Here is a 15,109-nt window from a genome sequence, read left to right as displayed (position 1 = left end):
GAAGCCGCACCAGATTTGGTTTCTCGTAATCAGGGAAATTTAGCATGTTAAAAACAAACTACGCTTTAGCCTTAAAAGTGCAACTCACTCATCTATTTTTATGTATTTTGTGGAATGCTATCGGGCTCTGGCAGCTTCATAACGGCGAACAATCTATCGGTCCTACCGCCTCAATGATGGCAATCGTGGTGGTGTTAATTGCGGGAAGTTTGTTAGTTTTCAGTTTAAACAAAGCGTGGAAACCCCTTTATTTTTCAATCTCTCTTTTAGCTTTTTTACTCGCCGCTATGACCATTTACGGTGGGTTAACTAAAGATCACAGTCTATGGCCTTCAGAATTTTGGCGATTTGCTGGAATAGCGGTCAATGCCATTGGCGCATTAGGTTTTATCTTAGCAATAACCTCTTTCTTTAAACCGAGTAAGAACCAATCCCTTGCTTAGACATTTTGGTTAGAAATCCAATTAGATAATCAACTAATTTAGCCCTGTTGCTTAACAGGGCTATTTATTATTCAGGGCTATATTATAGACTTGGTCATCCAGAATTAAGCCCCTCGGCTCATCATCCCACACTCTCCAAGCATCTATTACTCATAAATATTCCAGGCTGACCTATGTTTTATACCTGCAGCAGGTGTATTAATACTCCTGAGTTTATCGAAAAATCCAACCCCATCAGAAGTATCGGCTTTCTCGCGGCTTCAATCGCTTAAACACAGCCCTAGGTTCGACTCTTTCCCGTCAATTGAGGATACTTATGCCCTAGGTATCCAGCAGTGTTCCAATTATACTTAGCCTTGTGGTAACTGAGCCATGCTCCCAAGCCCTGGTAGAATAGGTAGGAGTTCATCCCAGCAGTATCTAGTCTGCTGGCAGACTAGCGGTTACTCACGAAACTGAAAATGAGTTAACTTAAATATATATTCCTGTCAGTCTAATTTAAAGAATAAAGAGTGAGGAGAGAAAGTCATCTGGTATCAAAAAGAATTTAATTTACCTGCTAAACCTCGGGGATTTCATCTGATCACAGACGAAATCTATGAGCAGATCCCTGAGATTAAAAAATTCAGCATAGGCTTAGCCCATATCCATCTGCAACATACCTCCGCCGCGTTAACCATTAATGAAAATGCCGATCCCAGTGTACGGGTCGACTTCGAACGCTATTTCAATCGTCTCGCGCCTGAAAATGAACCTTATTATACCCATACCTATGAAGGCCCGGATGACATGCCGGCTCACCTTAAATCCAGTCTATTGGGCGTATCATTGACGCTTCCTATCACTAATGGCCATTTTAACCTGGGTATATGGCAAGGGATCTATCTGTGTGAGCCAAGAGATTCAGCGGGTGAGCGTAAGCTAGTTGTCACCCTGCAGGGAGAGTCACGACCGCTTTAACAATCCGTATAACGCCTCTTTATAAGTTGTAGGTATAAGCTGGGTTTTATTACTTCGATTTGCTCTAAACACTCGGCTTAAACGTTTGTTTTTTGACCTGCCTAGTTAGATAATTAGCCTAGAGTGCTAATGACACAAATATGGGGCTAGAGATGAAACTACCAAGCGCACAGTCCTCGCATTTAAGTAACTTCGAGAAACTGCAAGAGAAGCGCCAAGAACTGATAGAGAAGCTCAGTAGCGGACGTAAGATAAATAAGGCAGCAGACGACCCTGCAGGCCTACAGATCGCCAATAGACTCACATCCAGTATCAATGAGGCAGAGATACGCGCCAGAAATGCACGAGATGAGCAAGGTATGCTCAATATTAAAGCCAGTCAATACGCCTCTATTACCGACAACCTTGTCAGAGCCAGGGAGCTCACCATACTGGCGGGAAACCCAATTTATGATAAACAGGCTATACAAGCCGAGCTAAATCAGCTAACTGATGAGATCAATGTCATCGCGGCAGAAGTGCTGGGACAGGATAATTTTGTGTCAGGACTCGATAGCAGCGATCCCAATGCTGCACTGACAGCCATCGATGCTGCAAGTGCGAGTATCGATGACAGTGCTGGCACAGATGGCGCTCAGTACAATGGCCTAGATAGTCGCATCGATAGCTACCAAATTAGCAGTATCAATAACAGCGCGGCACGCTCGCGAATTCAAGATACCGATTATGCCCAAAGCTCGGCTGATTTACTCAAGACCGAGCTGCAACTCAAAATTGCCGTGATTTTGAAAAAGGATGAAGAAGAGCGCAAAGGCCTGCTCTTGAATCAGTTTATTTAGCCCTGTACCCAACAAGAGACAGGACGATTAATCGACAGCTAGTCATCTAAGTTTATAGGCTTAAGTAACTCGAGCCAGTCATCCCCTGTCATATCAGAAACAGCCAGACTCTCTTGCTGATAAATACTCTGAGCTAAGTTATTTTTAGATTCCTGCAGCAGCTGTATCCTCTCTTCAACGGTTTCCTTACAGATGAGTTTATAGACAAACACCGACTTGTCCTGACCAATTCTATGAGCCCTATCACTGGCCTGCTGCTCGGCAGCAGGATTCCACCAAGGATCGGTATGAATAACCACGTCTGCAGCGGTTAAATTCAAACCCGCGCCTCCCGCCTTCAAGCTGATTAAAAATACCGGTACTTCTCGCTGCTGAAAACGCTTAACCAATGCCCCACGGTCTCGACTCTTACCTGTTAGCTCAACAAAACTAATGCCTAGGTTTTCCAAAAGTTCACCTATCAAGGTCAGCATGCTGGTGAAGGAGGAAAATATTAACACCCGCCTGCCCTCTTCGAGCATGCCAGGCAGCTTATCGGCAAGCCAATTTAGTTTTCCGGAGCGAGTATCTAGCTTGCTGACATCTTCGGCTAGTTGTAGCCCATTAACCGAGCCCAGCTTATGGGATACATCAATATTTGATGTATCCCAGCCAGTATCAAGATAGACATTGTCTTGGCTAGATTGCTGTAAGTGATCGAGTTTGAGTAATTTGGGATGGCAGCAGACCTGCCTGAGTTTGAGTAAGGCATTACTGATGGCTAATCGGTTACGCTTTACTCCTGAGACTGAAACCGCTTTCCTGACCTCTTCAGACATGGTTAAACGGATAGTTTCATAGAGATCTCTCTGAGTTTCAGTGAGGCTAATAAACTCATTAATAACCGTCTTGTCGGGCAGCTCTTTGGCAACTTCAGATTTAAGCCGACGTAACATAAACGGAGCGATCCTTTGCACTAATGCACAACGACGCTCATCATCTTGCTCTTTTTCAATGGGTACTTGATAGTGCCGCTGAAACTGAGCATAAGTACCGAGGAAACCCGGCATCAAGAAATTAAACAATGACCATAATTCACCCAGGTGATTTTCTAAAGGTGTACCGGTCAAGCAGAGCCTATGTGTCGATGACAAGCTGCCCACCACGCGATTTATTCGGCTACGCACATTCTTGATGGTCTGGGCTTCATCTAAGATCACCAGATGAAAATGTTGCTTGGCCCACAACTCAACATCTTGTTGCAAGGTGCCATAGCTAGTGATCAGGAGATCACAGTCCTTAATCTTATCTTGTAAACGATGACGTTTTGGTCCGGACCAGAGCAGCAGCCTAAGCTCGGGGGCAAAGGTCTCGGCTTCGTGAAGCCAGTTGGCTAACAGACTCGTTGGTGCGACCACTAAACAGGGGCTGGACAAGTTTCCGGCCTCTTTATCGAGTAATATACTACTCAGAGTCTGAATGGTTTTCCCCAGACCCATGTCATCGGCGAGCATGCCTGAAAATTCATTTTTCTTTAAAAATTGCAGCCAATTTAATCCCAACTGCTGATATTCTCTGAGCTCAGCATTGAGTCCGACTGGGGGTAGAACCGTGAAACCGGGTCTTTTACCATGAGAGTTTTTACTCACAGCGCCTTTATCATTTCCATCGACTTCCAAATAAGAGTACAGCTGCTGAGCTTTATTTTGTAACCATTGACTTCCGAGCCATTGCCACTCTTTCTTGTTGATTTTATCTCGGTCAGCCAGTTCAGCAATTCGGGTCAACTGATTCATGGACATGGTTAAGGTGTCATCCACCGACAGCGGCTTTGTTTCGTAAAGCTCAACGAGTACAGATAAGATCTGCTTTATCCTATCGGCAGGCAGCGACAAGCGCTGTCCAGAGTCGAGCTCCATGAGTACCGTTTCTGTATCACTGAGGTTTTGCAACAATCCCTGTCTTATGGCTTTGACCAGATAAGGCAGTAAATTAATCTTCTTGCCATCAACTTCGACTCCTAGCTCAAGGTCAAACCATTGTTTATCTGGGGCTTGATGACTAAGCTCTCCATACCATGTATGAGCTTGTACTAAGGAATAACGATTGATTAATTGAAAATCTATGGACCAGCCTGCCAACATCAGGCGTCGTATTGCAACCATTTGTTGACTCAATATCTGAGGTAATTCACGATCCCCAAGTAAAAACTGATGCCAGACTATAGGTTCAAATCCAGATGAAAGAAGTTGAAAATCTGACAACTGAATACTCAGTTCAGAGGCGAGTTTTAATAGATGGGGAGACTCACTGGCGAGAGCAAAAATGTCGGCTAAACTGCATTCCAAATTTTCGCTGCAAAGGGAAAAGCTCGCGACTTCTATATCCAGATGATTTTGTTCATCCCAAGGGAAGTCGACCCTTGCACGATGTATCTTAAGCTTAGGTGCCCATTCCCTGTCATCATCCGCTAATTGCCGTAAATATTCGGCCAGAGGCTTGTCGCTTAATTCACCCCAAAAAGGCCCTAGATCGGTCAATACTAGGCTCATACTGGCAAGGTCCAGGAATTGCCCTGAATCTATTTTAATTAAGGCCTTGGGGTCGACAAAATCATCCAGATTATGTTGCTCGATTTTAAGAGGAACTTGATCGCAATGGAGCCAAAAACAGCGTTGAGTTGCAATTAAATGGTAAAGAAACTCACCAGCGCAAGTGTCTCCTAATCCTATTGAAAGCCTCTCTTGCAGAGCATCTCTCGCCCCTGTATCTAAAGCTTGGGCTAGCTCTCTTAGCCTATGGAGTAAATAAACATCGGTTTGAGTCACAAATTTTGGCAGATTGCCTCGGTCTAACACCTCGAAGCCTAAATCTGTCTTGATTGAGTATTTACCTAATTTGCTGACATAACCTTTATGGACGCTCAGGTGTAGCTCACCATCAGTGACTGATAATAAATATACGACTCTATGTCTGGCCATATTAGGATAAGGATCGTAGCGTTTATTGAGCTCAGTCCTTAAAAGCCTTGATGCTGTATCTGCCCGTTTCGTCTCACTGGGATAGGGAGTAATAGGCACTTGTTTGGCTAAATAATCGATGGCGATGGCAGCAATATGGATGCAAGGTAACTGGGAATCACTACACACACTGCAAGTCGTGTTGCCTGAAGCAATCACAGGACCCGCTGACCAATCTAATGTGGCAGTGACAATCGAATCAATAATGCCATCACTAACACCACAGCCCTCAACTGTTCCTAGAGTCGGAACCGAGTCAAATTGACCAGACAAGATAGGCCCGCTGTGATCGAATCTCAGCAGTGGCATGTCCAATAAAACCTGTATTCCGTCAAATAACACTGACTGGCTAAAAAACGCTTCTAGTTGGATCAATATCGCCTTCCAATCATGATTATCCGTTCATACTAAAAACAAACCAAGGTGACGGAAAACAGAACACCTAGTATAAGTTTTTAAACAATATAAATTTAAATGAAAGGGAGAATTATATCATCAAGAGTGTTAAATCCAATATATTATTGCTTGATAGACGTCATTTATTCTCCCCTAGTCAAGCTATCGGTTAATGAATAAGCTGGCCAGATTGAAACATACAATAAATGTACGATTCTCTTATCGCTTTTTGGATTCATTCTTATATAATCCCGTGGTATACAATATCCTTCTGTAGAATGCTATGACTCGCTTCGATCCTATTGAACATCCACACCGTAGATTTAACCCACTCACAGGTGATTGGGTACTCGTCTCTCCCCATAGAGCTAAGCGTCCCTGGCAAGGCCAGGACGAGGCGGTGTCCGATGAGCAAGGTCAGAGTTACGATAAAGACTGCTTCTTGTGTGCCGGCAATAAACGCATAAGTGGTGAGATTAATCCTGATTATCAGTCAACATTTGTATTTGGTAATGATTTTGCAGCATTGTCCCCCGACACGCCTAAAGCCCCCTTTAATGACGATCCCCTTATGCGCAGTGAAAGCGTCCAAGGCTTGAGTCGTGTGATCTGTTTCTCACCGGATCACAGCAAGACATTACCTCAACTCACCACGGAGCAGCTACGTCGAGTCATAGATACCTGGGAGAGTGAAATAACTGAGTTAGGCAAGGAATATGTCTGGGTGCAAGCCTTTGAGAATAAAGGTGCTGTTATGGGCTGCTCTCAGCCCCACCCCCACGGACAGGTATGGGCCAATAGTTATCTGCCCAACGAACTCAGAAAAAAAGACCATAATTTAAGAGCTTATCAACAAGAGCATGGCACTAACTTACTCTTGGATTATGTAAAGCGCGAGCAAGAAGATGGTAGCCGTACTGTGGTCGAAACCGAGCACTGGTTAGCTGTCGTGCCTTATTGGGCAGCCTGGCCTTTCGAAACCATCTTAATGCCAAAAACACACATTCGCCGTTTTGATGAACTAAGCGATGAAGTTAGAGACTCACTTGCACTAGCCATCAAGAAGCTGACCACTCGCTATGACAACCTGTTCAATTGTTCTTTTCCTTATTCTATGGGCTGGCACTTCGCCCCCTTTGCACGGGATCAAGATGGCGACTTGACCAATAGCGACCATTGGCAGCTACACGGCGTGTTTTACCCGCCATTACTGCGCTCTGCCACGGTGAAGAAGTTTATGGTGGGTTATGAGATGCTGGCTGAGGCTCAACGAGATCTAACCCCAGAGCAAGCCGCGGCTAGACTCAGAGATGCCACAGATATCCATTATTTAGATAAAGATTGATGATCAGATAATTTAGATAATAACAGAAGTTAATATTCCAGCCAGATTAGTGGGGTAACCCGCTAATCTGGCTGAAAAAAAGATAGCAGTAGAAGCTAACGCCTAGATCAAAAAACCAATACCAGAGTTACTTATCTAACGGCGATCCCACTATATGCTTATTCCCCGAAAACATGGCGGATATTATCCCAGGCTGATGACGCAGCTCAGCGATAATCACCCCAGTCACATGGAGCACAATCAATAGCATAAGAAAATAGACGCTATATAAGTGCACTGTTCCCGCTAGGCTCTTGTAGGGCTTGATAACGGCCAGCTTAGCCTTGTCTACGCCAGTTTCATCATAAGGCTTAATGCTAGAGGCATCGACACCCTCGGCGGCAATATATTGAGTCAATGACGCTCCTAGTGGCGGATAATAAATATCTGTACCGGCGCGGATCAATCCCGTTACCATGATCAGTGTCAAGGTGAGCATAATGACCAGCACAGCCAGCTTACCCATGGGGTTATGACCTATATATTGAGGGTTTCCCCCTTCACGCAATACCGCTTTATAGTCCTTAATTTCCGCTATTCTAGGTACGTTTCTAGCAAACCTGGCAAAACGATTACCCATGAAGCCCCACGCCAGTCTTATCATCAGGTTTATTGCGAACAAATAGCCGATAATCGTGTGTAACTCTTTTAGGCCTATTTTAGCCTCTAAACCAGTAATACCAATTTCACTCTTAAACATCATGATTAAGCCGACAAACATCAAGCTGAGTACCAATAACAGATTAAGCCAATGAAACACTCGAGTTGGCCTGTCCCACACACGGTAGGTTTTGCTCTGAATGGTGTTCTCGGTTGTCGATAACGACATAGTGATCCCCCTAGATCTTTACAGTTGGTCTGATTCAATGCTGGCTAATGAAATCTAGCAAGCCATATAATTATTTAGGCCTATCTAATATGAGTATTTTACGGCTAACTAATAGAATTATTTTACGCCTTTCCAATATGATTAACGTGACTATTCATTAATTATAACAAGATGATATGTAGAATAAGTGTGTCTTGTCGCAGGTTTTGAGAATGGGTTATCTTTGAGTCATGATTGTAGCTAGGAATAATAGCCATAATTAGGTATCAGAGAAAGAATGAAAATAGACAATAGACGCTTAGATTAAAAAACAGTCATTGAGGAATGAGCATTATTATTAAGAAGCAAACAGAGGCGGTAGCCCGCCTCTGTTTCAAGCTATATCACTAGGAGTATGAATTACTCCGAGATACCTTCTAGCTTAGTCAAATACTTATCCAGGTAAATCATATCTAAGCCAAACGAGCAAACTATAGGCTAGATGGTTTACTCAGAGATACGTTCTAACTTAGCCAAATAGAAACCATCGAATCCTGAATCAGCAACGCTGATGTTCTCATCTTCGATTAATTTGAAATGATCATTTTCAGCCAGGAATGCATCAATCTGATCACGGTTCTCTTCGGGCATAATAGAGCAAGTGGCGTAGATTAAGATGCCACCCACTTTCACCATACGGCTATAGCTCTGCAGGATATGTTTCTGCAGCGCGACCAAGACAGGTAAACGTTCTGGCGTATCGCGCCACTTAGCATCTGGATTACGTTTAAGTACCCCAAGACCTGAACATGGCACATCCAGCAGCACACGGTCGGCGCTGAGTTTAAGACGCTTGATGGTCTTAGAGCTGGCAATGATACGAGTCTCTACATTGTGTGCGTTGGCGCGGCGAGCACGCTGTTTCAAACTGTCTAATTTCCACTGCTCAACATCCATGGCCAGTAAACGTCCCTTGCCCTGCATCTGAGCCGCGATGGACAAAGTCTTACCACCAGCACCGGCACAGGCATCAACAACCCGCATACCCGGCTTAGCATCTACTGCCGCTGCCACCAGTTGTGAGCCGGCATCTTGTTGCTCGAACCAACCCTTCTTGAAACTCTCGGTACGAAATAGTGCCGAATCCGAAGTGACTTCCAGTGCTGTATCGACACCTTCGACTTCTTTTGTTTGAACTTGCTCATTTCTCAGCTTCTTGCCTAAGTCTTCACGAGTACACTTAAGAAGATTTACTCGTAAATAACGCTTAGGTTGCGTACTTAATGCCGCTCTTTCTTTCGCCCAAGCATCACCGAGCTGAGCCTGACCCATGGTATCTAACCATTCAGGACAACCGTCCCATAACGCTGGCTGAACCTTGGCCTTCTCCAAACGGTCAAAATATTCTCTCTCATCCATCTGTAATGCATATTGCATCTTAGGCAGTTCAAGTTCATGGAACATGTGCCATACGTTGAGTAAGCGAGTACCCATACGTGACATCTCTTCAGATTTCACATCGGAAAGATAACAGTAAAGGTTTAATTTACGTAGGATATCTCCGGCGACCACAGTGATACGAGCCTGCTCAGACGGTGCTAATTGTAAACCAGAGAAATGATGAGAGTAAGCTCTGTCTAAAGGTTTACCTTCAGATAAGACCATATCTAAAACATTGATGACTAATTCGGTCGAGCTGGGAGAAAGTGGTGAGTTAAGCATGAAATCGCCTGCGGTGGATGCCTGAAAATAAGGACTGGAATGAAAACGTGGGGGATCATAGGAGTTAAGCCATCAATACGCAAGTAAAGTCTGGCCCTGTGCTCAGTATTTTTACCCATCTCGCCCAAGTCAATAAATCATTACAAAAATGGCGACCCTTAGGTCGCCATTTTAAGTCAGTATGTCTGTTAAAACATCTCTACATTTTTGAGCCTTTCGCCCCGTAGAAGAAAATATAGCCGTAACAGATAATAGGAAGGAAGAAAGCCTGCTGAATACTAAAAGCATCGGCTGTTATCCCTTGCAGTAAAGGCAAGATAGCGCCGCCAACGATTGCCAGACAAAGCATGCCAGATCCCTGTGACGTATGGGGACCAAGATCACGCAGAGCCAAACTAAAAATGGTTGGGAACATGATGGAATTAAACAAGCCTACCGCTAATATAGCCCACATAGCCATACTGCCAGAGCTTGTCATGGCCACAGCAACTAACAGAGCGGCCATTAGTGCATTAAAGGCTAGCATCTTACCCGCCGCAATTTTTTGCATCACAACCGAGCCAATAAAGCGTCCTATCATGGCGCCGCCCCAGTAATAGGCGATATAGTGCGCGGCATCGGCTTCTTTTAATCCGGCAATATGGCTCTCACCGAGGAAACTGACCAGAAAGCTACCAATGGACACTTCGGCGCCAACATAGACAAAAAGACACACAGCGCCCAATACTAAATGGGTAGACTGCAGAGCGCTTGTCTTGCCCTTATAGCTTATCTGGCTAGTATCATCTGCCATATGTGCTTCTATTTTTGGCAGTTTAAGTTTCGAGAAAATGAGTGCTAAGCTTGCCAATATACCCGAAAGCAGGAGATAAGGTAGCTTAACCACCTCAGCTTCGGCCTGAGTGTTAACCAGATCAGAGGCTGCCGATGAGGCCACAGACAATATTAATACTGCACCAAAGAAAGGCGCCACAGTAGTACCTAAAGCATTGAAAGCTTGAGTCAAATTTAAACGACTCGATGCGGTCTCGCTGCTTCCCATGGAATTCACATAGGGGTTTGCCGCGACCTGTAATAGGGTGATCCCTGAAGCAAGCACAAATAATGCACCTAAAAAGAGCCCGTAGGTGGCAAATTCGGCGGCAGGGTAAAACAAGGCACAGCCCAGACTCGCAACCACCAAGCCTGTGACTATCCCTTTCTGGTAGCCTAGGCGTTTAACCAACTTACCCGCAGGAAGGGACACCAAAAAATAGGCGCCAAAGAAGCAGAACTGGATCAGCATGGCCTGAGTGTAGTTCAGTGAAAATACCGCTTTCAGATGTGGGATCAGAATGTCATTCAGACAAGTAATGAATCCCCACATGAAAAAAAGTGAGGTCAGTGATATCAGAGCGAAGCGGTAGTTTTCCTGAGGTTTTTCACCTAGGCCAGTCGCTATCTCTGGGTTGTATGATGAAGCCATTTTTTGTTCTCTCTAGTTATTGACTAAATGTAGGCTAGTGCTTATTAGGCTAAATGATTCAACCCCCATACCCTGATGTAAATACATGGAAATGGAAACGTCTAACTTAAGCTTATCTAGAATAAAGCCTTAAGTGAAAAGTTTTCACTTAAGGCTTTATTGTGAGCGTGAATATACAGCGAGGAGAGCAAGTTGTCGATAACTCGCCCCTGAATAAATGGCTGTTAACCAATGTTTACTCACAAGAAAAAATACTGGTAATCATTTGATTTTTATCATAATTAAAATTAACAAATTGAAACTGAAAGCCACTTTCATGGTTTGTTTGAAAATTACAATCCATAAATGCAACCTAGCACCAGATGGCATCAATTATTTTGATGCGATATTGTTGCAAGCCCGAAAGGAACGGAATAATACTCTGCAATATTCATAACGTTAAACACCTGAATTTCATGTAACCCCAACATTTAACTAGCCTAACAATATAGGATTTAGGAAAAGTCAGGGATATATCCTCGCTGGCAGCGCTCTCGGTACTATGTCTATGTCTATGTCCATTTTCATCGGCAAGATAAGCTAAATTATATTTGCTCAGTAATGCTAGCTCATCGATATCTCTCCCTGGGCTGAGTACTAAGTAGAGATAAGATACAGCTACCCTGTGCTTCTCTGGCCCTACGGTCTTCTACTTCGCGGAACTTCCGGCCTGATATGCGCAAATAGAAGCTCACAAGACTTAAGATCATCAAACTCGAGAGCACTATTACCAGAAAGCTGAATATCCATGGAGGCATGGAAAAAATGATATTCATAATTACACCTTAACCCCAAGCAAGATGCTTTCATGCTGTGGGAACTCTGATGTTTGGCAACGCCAAAGGTGCAAGCAGAACTCATGATTATGCTGGTATTCATCATTTTTCGAATGACATTGAACAACACAGGAAGAATCAGACCAGAAAAGTTTTTTGATCAGACACATCTCCTCCCGCCTTGGTACTCTTCTGAGCAAGGAGACTGAAACATGATCCCACCCGCCCCCATCACTGCATTGAATCCTCAAAATACCTTGGCCATACTTTGAGCCTATGGCGAGATTAACGGGCACACTAAACACGCCATTATTGCCAAAAGTAGCGTCCGAATAGAGGTATTGGCCTTTTGGTACCTTTAATCTATATCGCTCTGGTACGTTAAACATGCTCATCCTAACAAGTTTGTCATCTGCTTAAACTGAACTCAGACATTGACTAAATCCAGCTGTTATACCGATCAGTTTATTGCTTAGTTTATATCTAAGCCCTATTAAGGCTATTAGTAGTTAGTAGTTAGTAGTTAGTAGTTAGTAGTTGACTATGAACGCCCCCCGCTACTGAGACACACATACCTCACATTATGTGTACATTAACTAAAGGCCCCTTTTATCACGCTAGTGACTGTAAGAGAGCATTAACTGAAATAGCAAAGAGTTAAAAATCTATTCGGCGCAAAGCAAAGTTTATGAAAACCTGGAACTGGGGATCTACAAAAGGCCGCTATGAGTTAATAGCGGCCTTTTCATGTCTTTTTCATGTCTGAGATTCTCTTAAACCTTATCTCTTAGCTTAGCTATCTTCTTACTTAGAGGCCTAAATAACACTGGTCTATCACTAAGAGTCTTAGAGAAGCAATATGAACAATTGCCCTCTAATATCGCCACTCTTAAAACCAAACGGCCCCCAGACTCTGCTTAAGCCCTGGGAGCCCATGATACAAACAGGATTGAATAATACAAAAAGGATGATTAACCAGTACACGACATAAACGAATTCATATACCTATAAAAAAATAATTAACATCGGAGATATGAACATGAGAAACCAAGATAAACGTAAAGCACTAAGTAACGCGAAAGCCAAAGTAATACGTACTGGCAAGGCGAAACAAACCCAAGCCAACACAGAAGTGTTCAGCATGCTGCCCGGGATCACAGAGGACTATTCCTATGCAACAAGCTTAAGCAAATTAGTCGTCGGGTCTCGAAAAATTAAAAGCCATCTTATGACGCCGGAAGAAGACAAATTCCACATCAACTTAATAGCCGCCAGGGTTTGGTACTGGTCGATGAACAAAGAAGCAATGCAACAGGCTACCCCTCTCGTTATGGGTGCCTTAGATACGATTATCGGCACTAAGGAGTTTGATACAAGATTCATAGCCTATGCGAAAGAAGCACCATCACTGGCCATTCGAGGGCCATCCTAACACTAGCTAAAGCTTACGTTGTTTAGCGGCAACTTTAGCTGATAAGCGTAACAGAGAGTTCACCATGTTTTTTAGAGTTAAAACCCCACTCGCTATCGCAATTGCGACAAGTATTTTCAGTACCACAGCCATGGCAAAAAGTGAGATATTACAAACCAACAAAGGCACCATCTCAGATATAGGGGATTGGATGCAGATCGTAATTCCAGCCAGTGCCATGGCTGGCAGTTTAGCCATAGGAGATACAGAAGGAGCGTGGCAGTTAGTTCAAGTATTAGGCACTTCAGCAACCATCACTCATAGCCTTAAGTTTGTCTATGCCAAGGCAAGACCCGATGGCCCCAAAAGAAACTCATTCCCTTCCGGCCACACTTCCGCCGCGTTCGCGGGTGCTGCATACCTTCATCATAGATACGGTGACGCATGGGCCATACCAGCATACGGTGCGGCTGCTTTCGTTGGTTTCAGTCGTGTGTATGCTAATCGTCACTTTATGGACGATGTGATGGCGGGTGGCGCTATTTCAGTATTAACCAGCCTCTATTTTACCGACCCATACAAGCAAAGCGATTTAATGCTTGCACCATCAATGACAAAAGACGGTTTTGCCCTCAATGCTGACTACGTGTATGGCAGAGGCAAAAAGAAGCGAGCCGGATACAGTAACGTGAGAGACACCAAAGAGTATAACAACAGCTACTCTCTGTTTATCGGTAGCTCTTTCACTAATAAGAATGTTCTCGATGATGGCTATCATCCTTCCTTTGACCTGTACGACTTCGAGCGCGAAAACGTACTAAACACCTACGCGGCATCTCAGTTCACATTCGATATGGGTGACAATCAGTACATGAATCTCTCATTCACTCCATACGAGTCGAGAACAATCACTAACCACAATCAAGATGTGGATTTCTCCGGCCATCATTATCAAGCTGGCCAAGAGACAGTTACAGCCTACAGTGTCTGGAACTCTACAGCAGATTATATGTTCGAGCTGCTACCAGACAGCAACTGGAAGGCAGACATAGGCTTAGGAGTTAGCCTGAGCTGGGTCACAATGAGAATGGACTATACAGAGGGCAATAACCTCAGTGAAGAAAGCCATTTCTCTTTTGCACCAGCCATGGCCACTGAGTTTGGTTATCAATTTAATGATAACCTTTCAGCAAATATGGGTTATAGATATTCAGCCTCCTCAAGTGTGAGCAGTCAGGATCTGTGGTCGAGCATTGACTACAAGTTTAGTAATCGCTGGTCTGCGTCGATAGTGGCTGGCAGGTTCGATCAACAAGTCGAGTCTAAGCACTTCAATAACGACCTATCCCTCTATTACACAGGATTCAATGTTAAATATGCATTTTAATGAGCCTGTAATAGTTAGCCTGCATTACCACTCTTAATGGCGTCTAGTTAACAGATTGCCTATATATTCCAGACCACCAGCAAAGGCACCTTCCCTTTGCTGGTAAGAAATATCATTCATTAACGAGATAATTATGAAAAAACTAATAGCTTTGGCAATTGTTTTGGCCACAAGTGGATGTGTTGGAAAGAAAGATTGGCAAGCAGCGGGTGGCAGCAAGGCTGAGGGAATAATTAAGCTGTCTTACACTTTCAGTGGTAATAGAAACCCACAAGCAGACGACGAACAGGCTTTAAAGGTTGCAGAGGAGAGATGTCAACTTTGGGGCTTCACTGGGGCACGTCCTTTTCAGTTTGTAGACGTTCGATGCCAGAGAACCCACGGGGCGAGTTGCGGAACTCATATCGTAACCAAAGCCTTTCAGTGTATTCCAGAACAAGCCAAGATCTAAAAAGGCCACTTTTAGATCTGCACAAGCCG

Annotated in this window: 12 protein-coding genes; 7 read left to right on the top strand and 5 right to left on the bottom strand. The window is 44.0% G+C overall.

The window, feature by feature from the left end; translation table 11 throughout:
* Positions 1–44 precede the first annotated feature (44 nt).
* The 3 genes from SVI_RS09350 (at position 45) to SVI_RS09345 (ending at position 2,242) form a co-directional block, all read left to right on the top strand.
* Positions 45–443: a hypothetical protein gene (locus SVI_RS09350; protein WP_013051264.1), complete on the top strand. Its 399-nt coding sequence runs from the start codon at positions 45–47 to the stop codon at positions 441–443.
* Positions 444–971: 528 nt separating this feature from the next.
* Positions 972–1,403: a secondary thiamine-phosphate synthase enzyme YjbQ gene (locus SVI_RS21080; protein WP_083779896.1), complete on the top strand. Its 432-nt coding sequence runs from the start codon at positions 972–974 to the stop codon at positions 1,401–1,403.
* A 152-nt stretch (positions 1,404–1,555) separates the two neighbouring features.
* Positions 1,556–2,242, top strand: a complete 687-nt coding sequence (locus SVI_RS09345; RefSeq protein WP_041419837.1) for a flagellin — start codon at positions 1,556–1,558, stop codon at positions 2,240–2,242.
* A gap of 38 nt (positions 2,243–2,280) precedes the next feature.
* Here the strand turns inward: SVI_RS09345 and SVI_RS09340 are convergent, their stop codons facing one another.
* Entirely contained in the window at positions 2,281–5,550 is a 3,270-nt protein-coding gene (locus SVI_RS09340) for a DEAD/DEAH box helicase (protein WP_231847854.1), read from the bottom strand.
* Between the two features lie 370 nt (positions 5,551–5,920).
* Here SVI_RS09340 and SVI_RS09335 point away from each other — a divergent pair, with 370 nt between their 5' ends.
* Positions 5,921–6,982 (top strand): UDP-glucose--hexose-1-phosphate uridylyltransferase, encoded by a 1,062-nt coding sequence (locus tag SVI_RS09335; RefSeq protein ID WP_013051260.1) that lies wholly within the window; start codon positions 5,921–5,923, stop codon positions 6,980–6,982.
* A 127-nt stretch (positions 6,983–7,109) separates the two neighbouring features.
* Here the strand turns inward: SVI_RS09335 and SVI_RS09330 are convergent, their stop codons facing one another.
* The 4 genes from SVI_RS09330 to SVI_RS09310 all read right to left on the bottom strand — a co-directional run bounded on the left by SVI_RS09330 (position 7,110) and on the right by SVI_RS09310 (position 12,220).
* Entirely contained in the window at positions 7,110–7,850 is a 741-nt protein-coding gene (locus SVI_RS09330; RefSeq protein WP_013051259.1) for a cytochrome b/b6 domain-containing protein, read from the bottom strand.
* 486 nt (positions 7,851–8,336) lie between these two features.
* Positions 8,337–9,551, bottom strand: a complete 1,215-nt coding sequence (locus tag SVI_RS09325; RefSeq protein ID WP_041419836.1) for an RsmB/NOP family class I SAM-dependent RNA methyltransferase — start codon at positions 9,549–9,551, stop codon at positions 8,337–8,339.
* A 199-nt stretch (positions 9,552–9,750) separates the two neighbouring features.
* Positions 9,751–11,016 carry a sugar MFS transporter gene (locus SVI_RS09320; RefSeq protein WP_013051256.1) on the bottom strand — a complete coding sequence of 422 codons (1,266 nt, stop codon included), beginning with the start codon at positions 11,014–11,016 and terminating at the stop codon, positions 9,751–9,753.
* A gap of 817 nt (positions 11,017–11,833) precedes the next feature.
* A complete protein-coding gene (locus SVI_RS09310) occupies positions 11,834–12,220 on the bottom strand; it encodes a DUF7694 domain-containing protein (protein WP_013051254.1) in 387 nt (128 codons plus the stop codon).
* A 644-nt stretch (positions 12,221–12,864) separates the two neighbouring features.
* On the opposite strand from SVI_RS09310, the gene SVI_RS09305 reads away from it, so the two are divergent.
* The 3 genes from SVI_RS09305 to SVI_RS20720 all read left to right on the top strand — a co-directional run bounded on the left by SVI_RS09305 (position 12,865) and on the right by SVI_RS20720 (position 15,080).
* Positions 12,865–13,263 (top strand): hypothetical protein, encoded by a 399-nt coding sequence (locus SVI_RS09305; RefSeq protein ID WP_157608674.1) that lies wholly within the window; start codon positions 12,865–12,867, stop codon positions 13,261–13,263.
* A gap of 64 nt (positions 13,264–13,327) precedes the next feature.
* Positions 13,328–14,629: a phosphatase PAP2 family protein gene (locus tag SVI_RS09300; protein WP_013051252.1), complete on the top strand. Its 1,302-nt coding sequence runs from the start codon at positions 13,328–13,330 to the stop codon at positions 14,627–14,629.
* A gap of 133 nt (positions 14,630–14,762) precedes the next feature.
* A complete protein-coding gene (locus tag SVI_RS20720; protein ID WP_013051251.1) occupies positions 14,763–15,080 on the top strand; it encodes a YecR-like lipofamily protein in 318 nt (105 codons plus the stop codon).
* The last annotated feature ends 29 nt before the right edge of the window (positions 15,081–15,109 follow it).

The organism is Shewanella violacea DSS12, from assembly GCF_000091325.1.
Taxonomy (GTDB): Bacteria; Pseudomonadota; Gammaproteobacteria; order Enterobacterales; family Shewanellaceae; genus Shewanella; species Shewanella violacea.
Note: the sequence above shows the minus strand (reverse complement) of the source record. Positions and strands in the feature narration are given on the sequence as shown.

Bases quoted from the DNA above. Each gene is read 5' to 3' on its own strand.
- SVI_RS09350 (WP_013051264.1), top strand. From the start codon at position 45: ATGTTAAAAACAAACTACGCTTTAGCCTTAAAAGTGCAACTCACTCAT.
- SVI_RS09345 (WP_041419837.1), top strand. From the start codon at position 1,556: ATGAAACTACCAAGCGCACAGTCCTCGCATTTAAGTAACTTCGAGAAA.
- SVI_RS09340 (WP_231847854.1), bottom strand. From the start codon at position 5,550: ATGCCACTGCTGAGATTCGATCACAGCGGGCCTATCTTGTCTGGTCAA.
- SVI_RS09335 (WP_013051260.1), top strand. From the start codon at position 5,921: ATGACTCGCTTCGATCCTATTGAACATCCACACCGTAGATTTAACCCA.
- SVI_RS09330 (WP_013051259.1), bottom strand. From the start codon at position 7,850: ATGTCGTTATCGACAACCGAGAACACCATTCAGAGCAAAACCTACCGT.
- SVI_RS09325 (WP_041419836.1), bottom strand. From the start codon at position 9,551: ATGCTTAACTCACCACTTTCTCCCAGCTCGACCGAATTAGTCATCAAT.
- SVI_RS09320 (WP_013051256.1), bottom strand. From the start codon at position 11,016: ATGGCTTCATCATACAACCCAGAGATAGCGACTGGCCTAGGTGAAAAA.
- SVI_RS09310 (WP_013051254.1), bottom strand. From the start codon at position 12,220: ATGTTTAACGTACCAGAGCGATATAGATTAAAGGTACCAAAAGGCCAA.
- SVI_RS09305 (WP_157608674.1), top strand. From the start codon at position 12,865: ATGAACATGAGAAACCAAGATAAACGTAAAGCACTAAGTAACGCGAAA.
- SVI_RS09300 (WP_013051252.1), top strand. From the start codon at position 13,328: ATGTTTTTTAGAGTTAAAACCCCACTCGCTATCGCAATTGCGACAAGT.
- SVI_RS20720 (WP_013051251.1), top strand. From the start codon at position 14,763: ATGAAAAAACTAATAGCTTTGGCAATTGTTTTGGCCACAAGTGGATGT.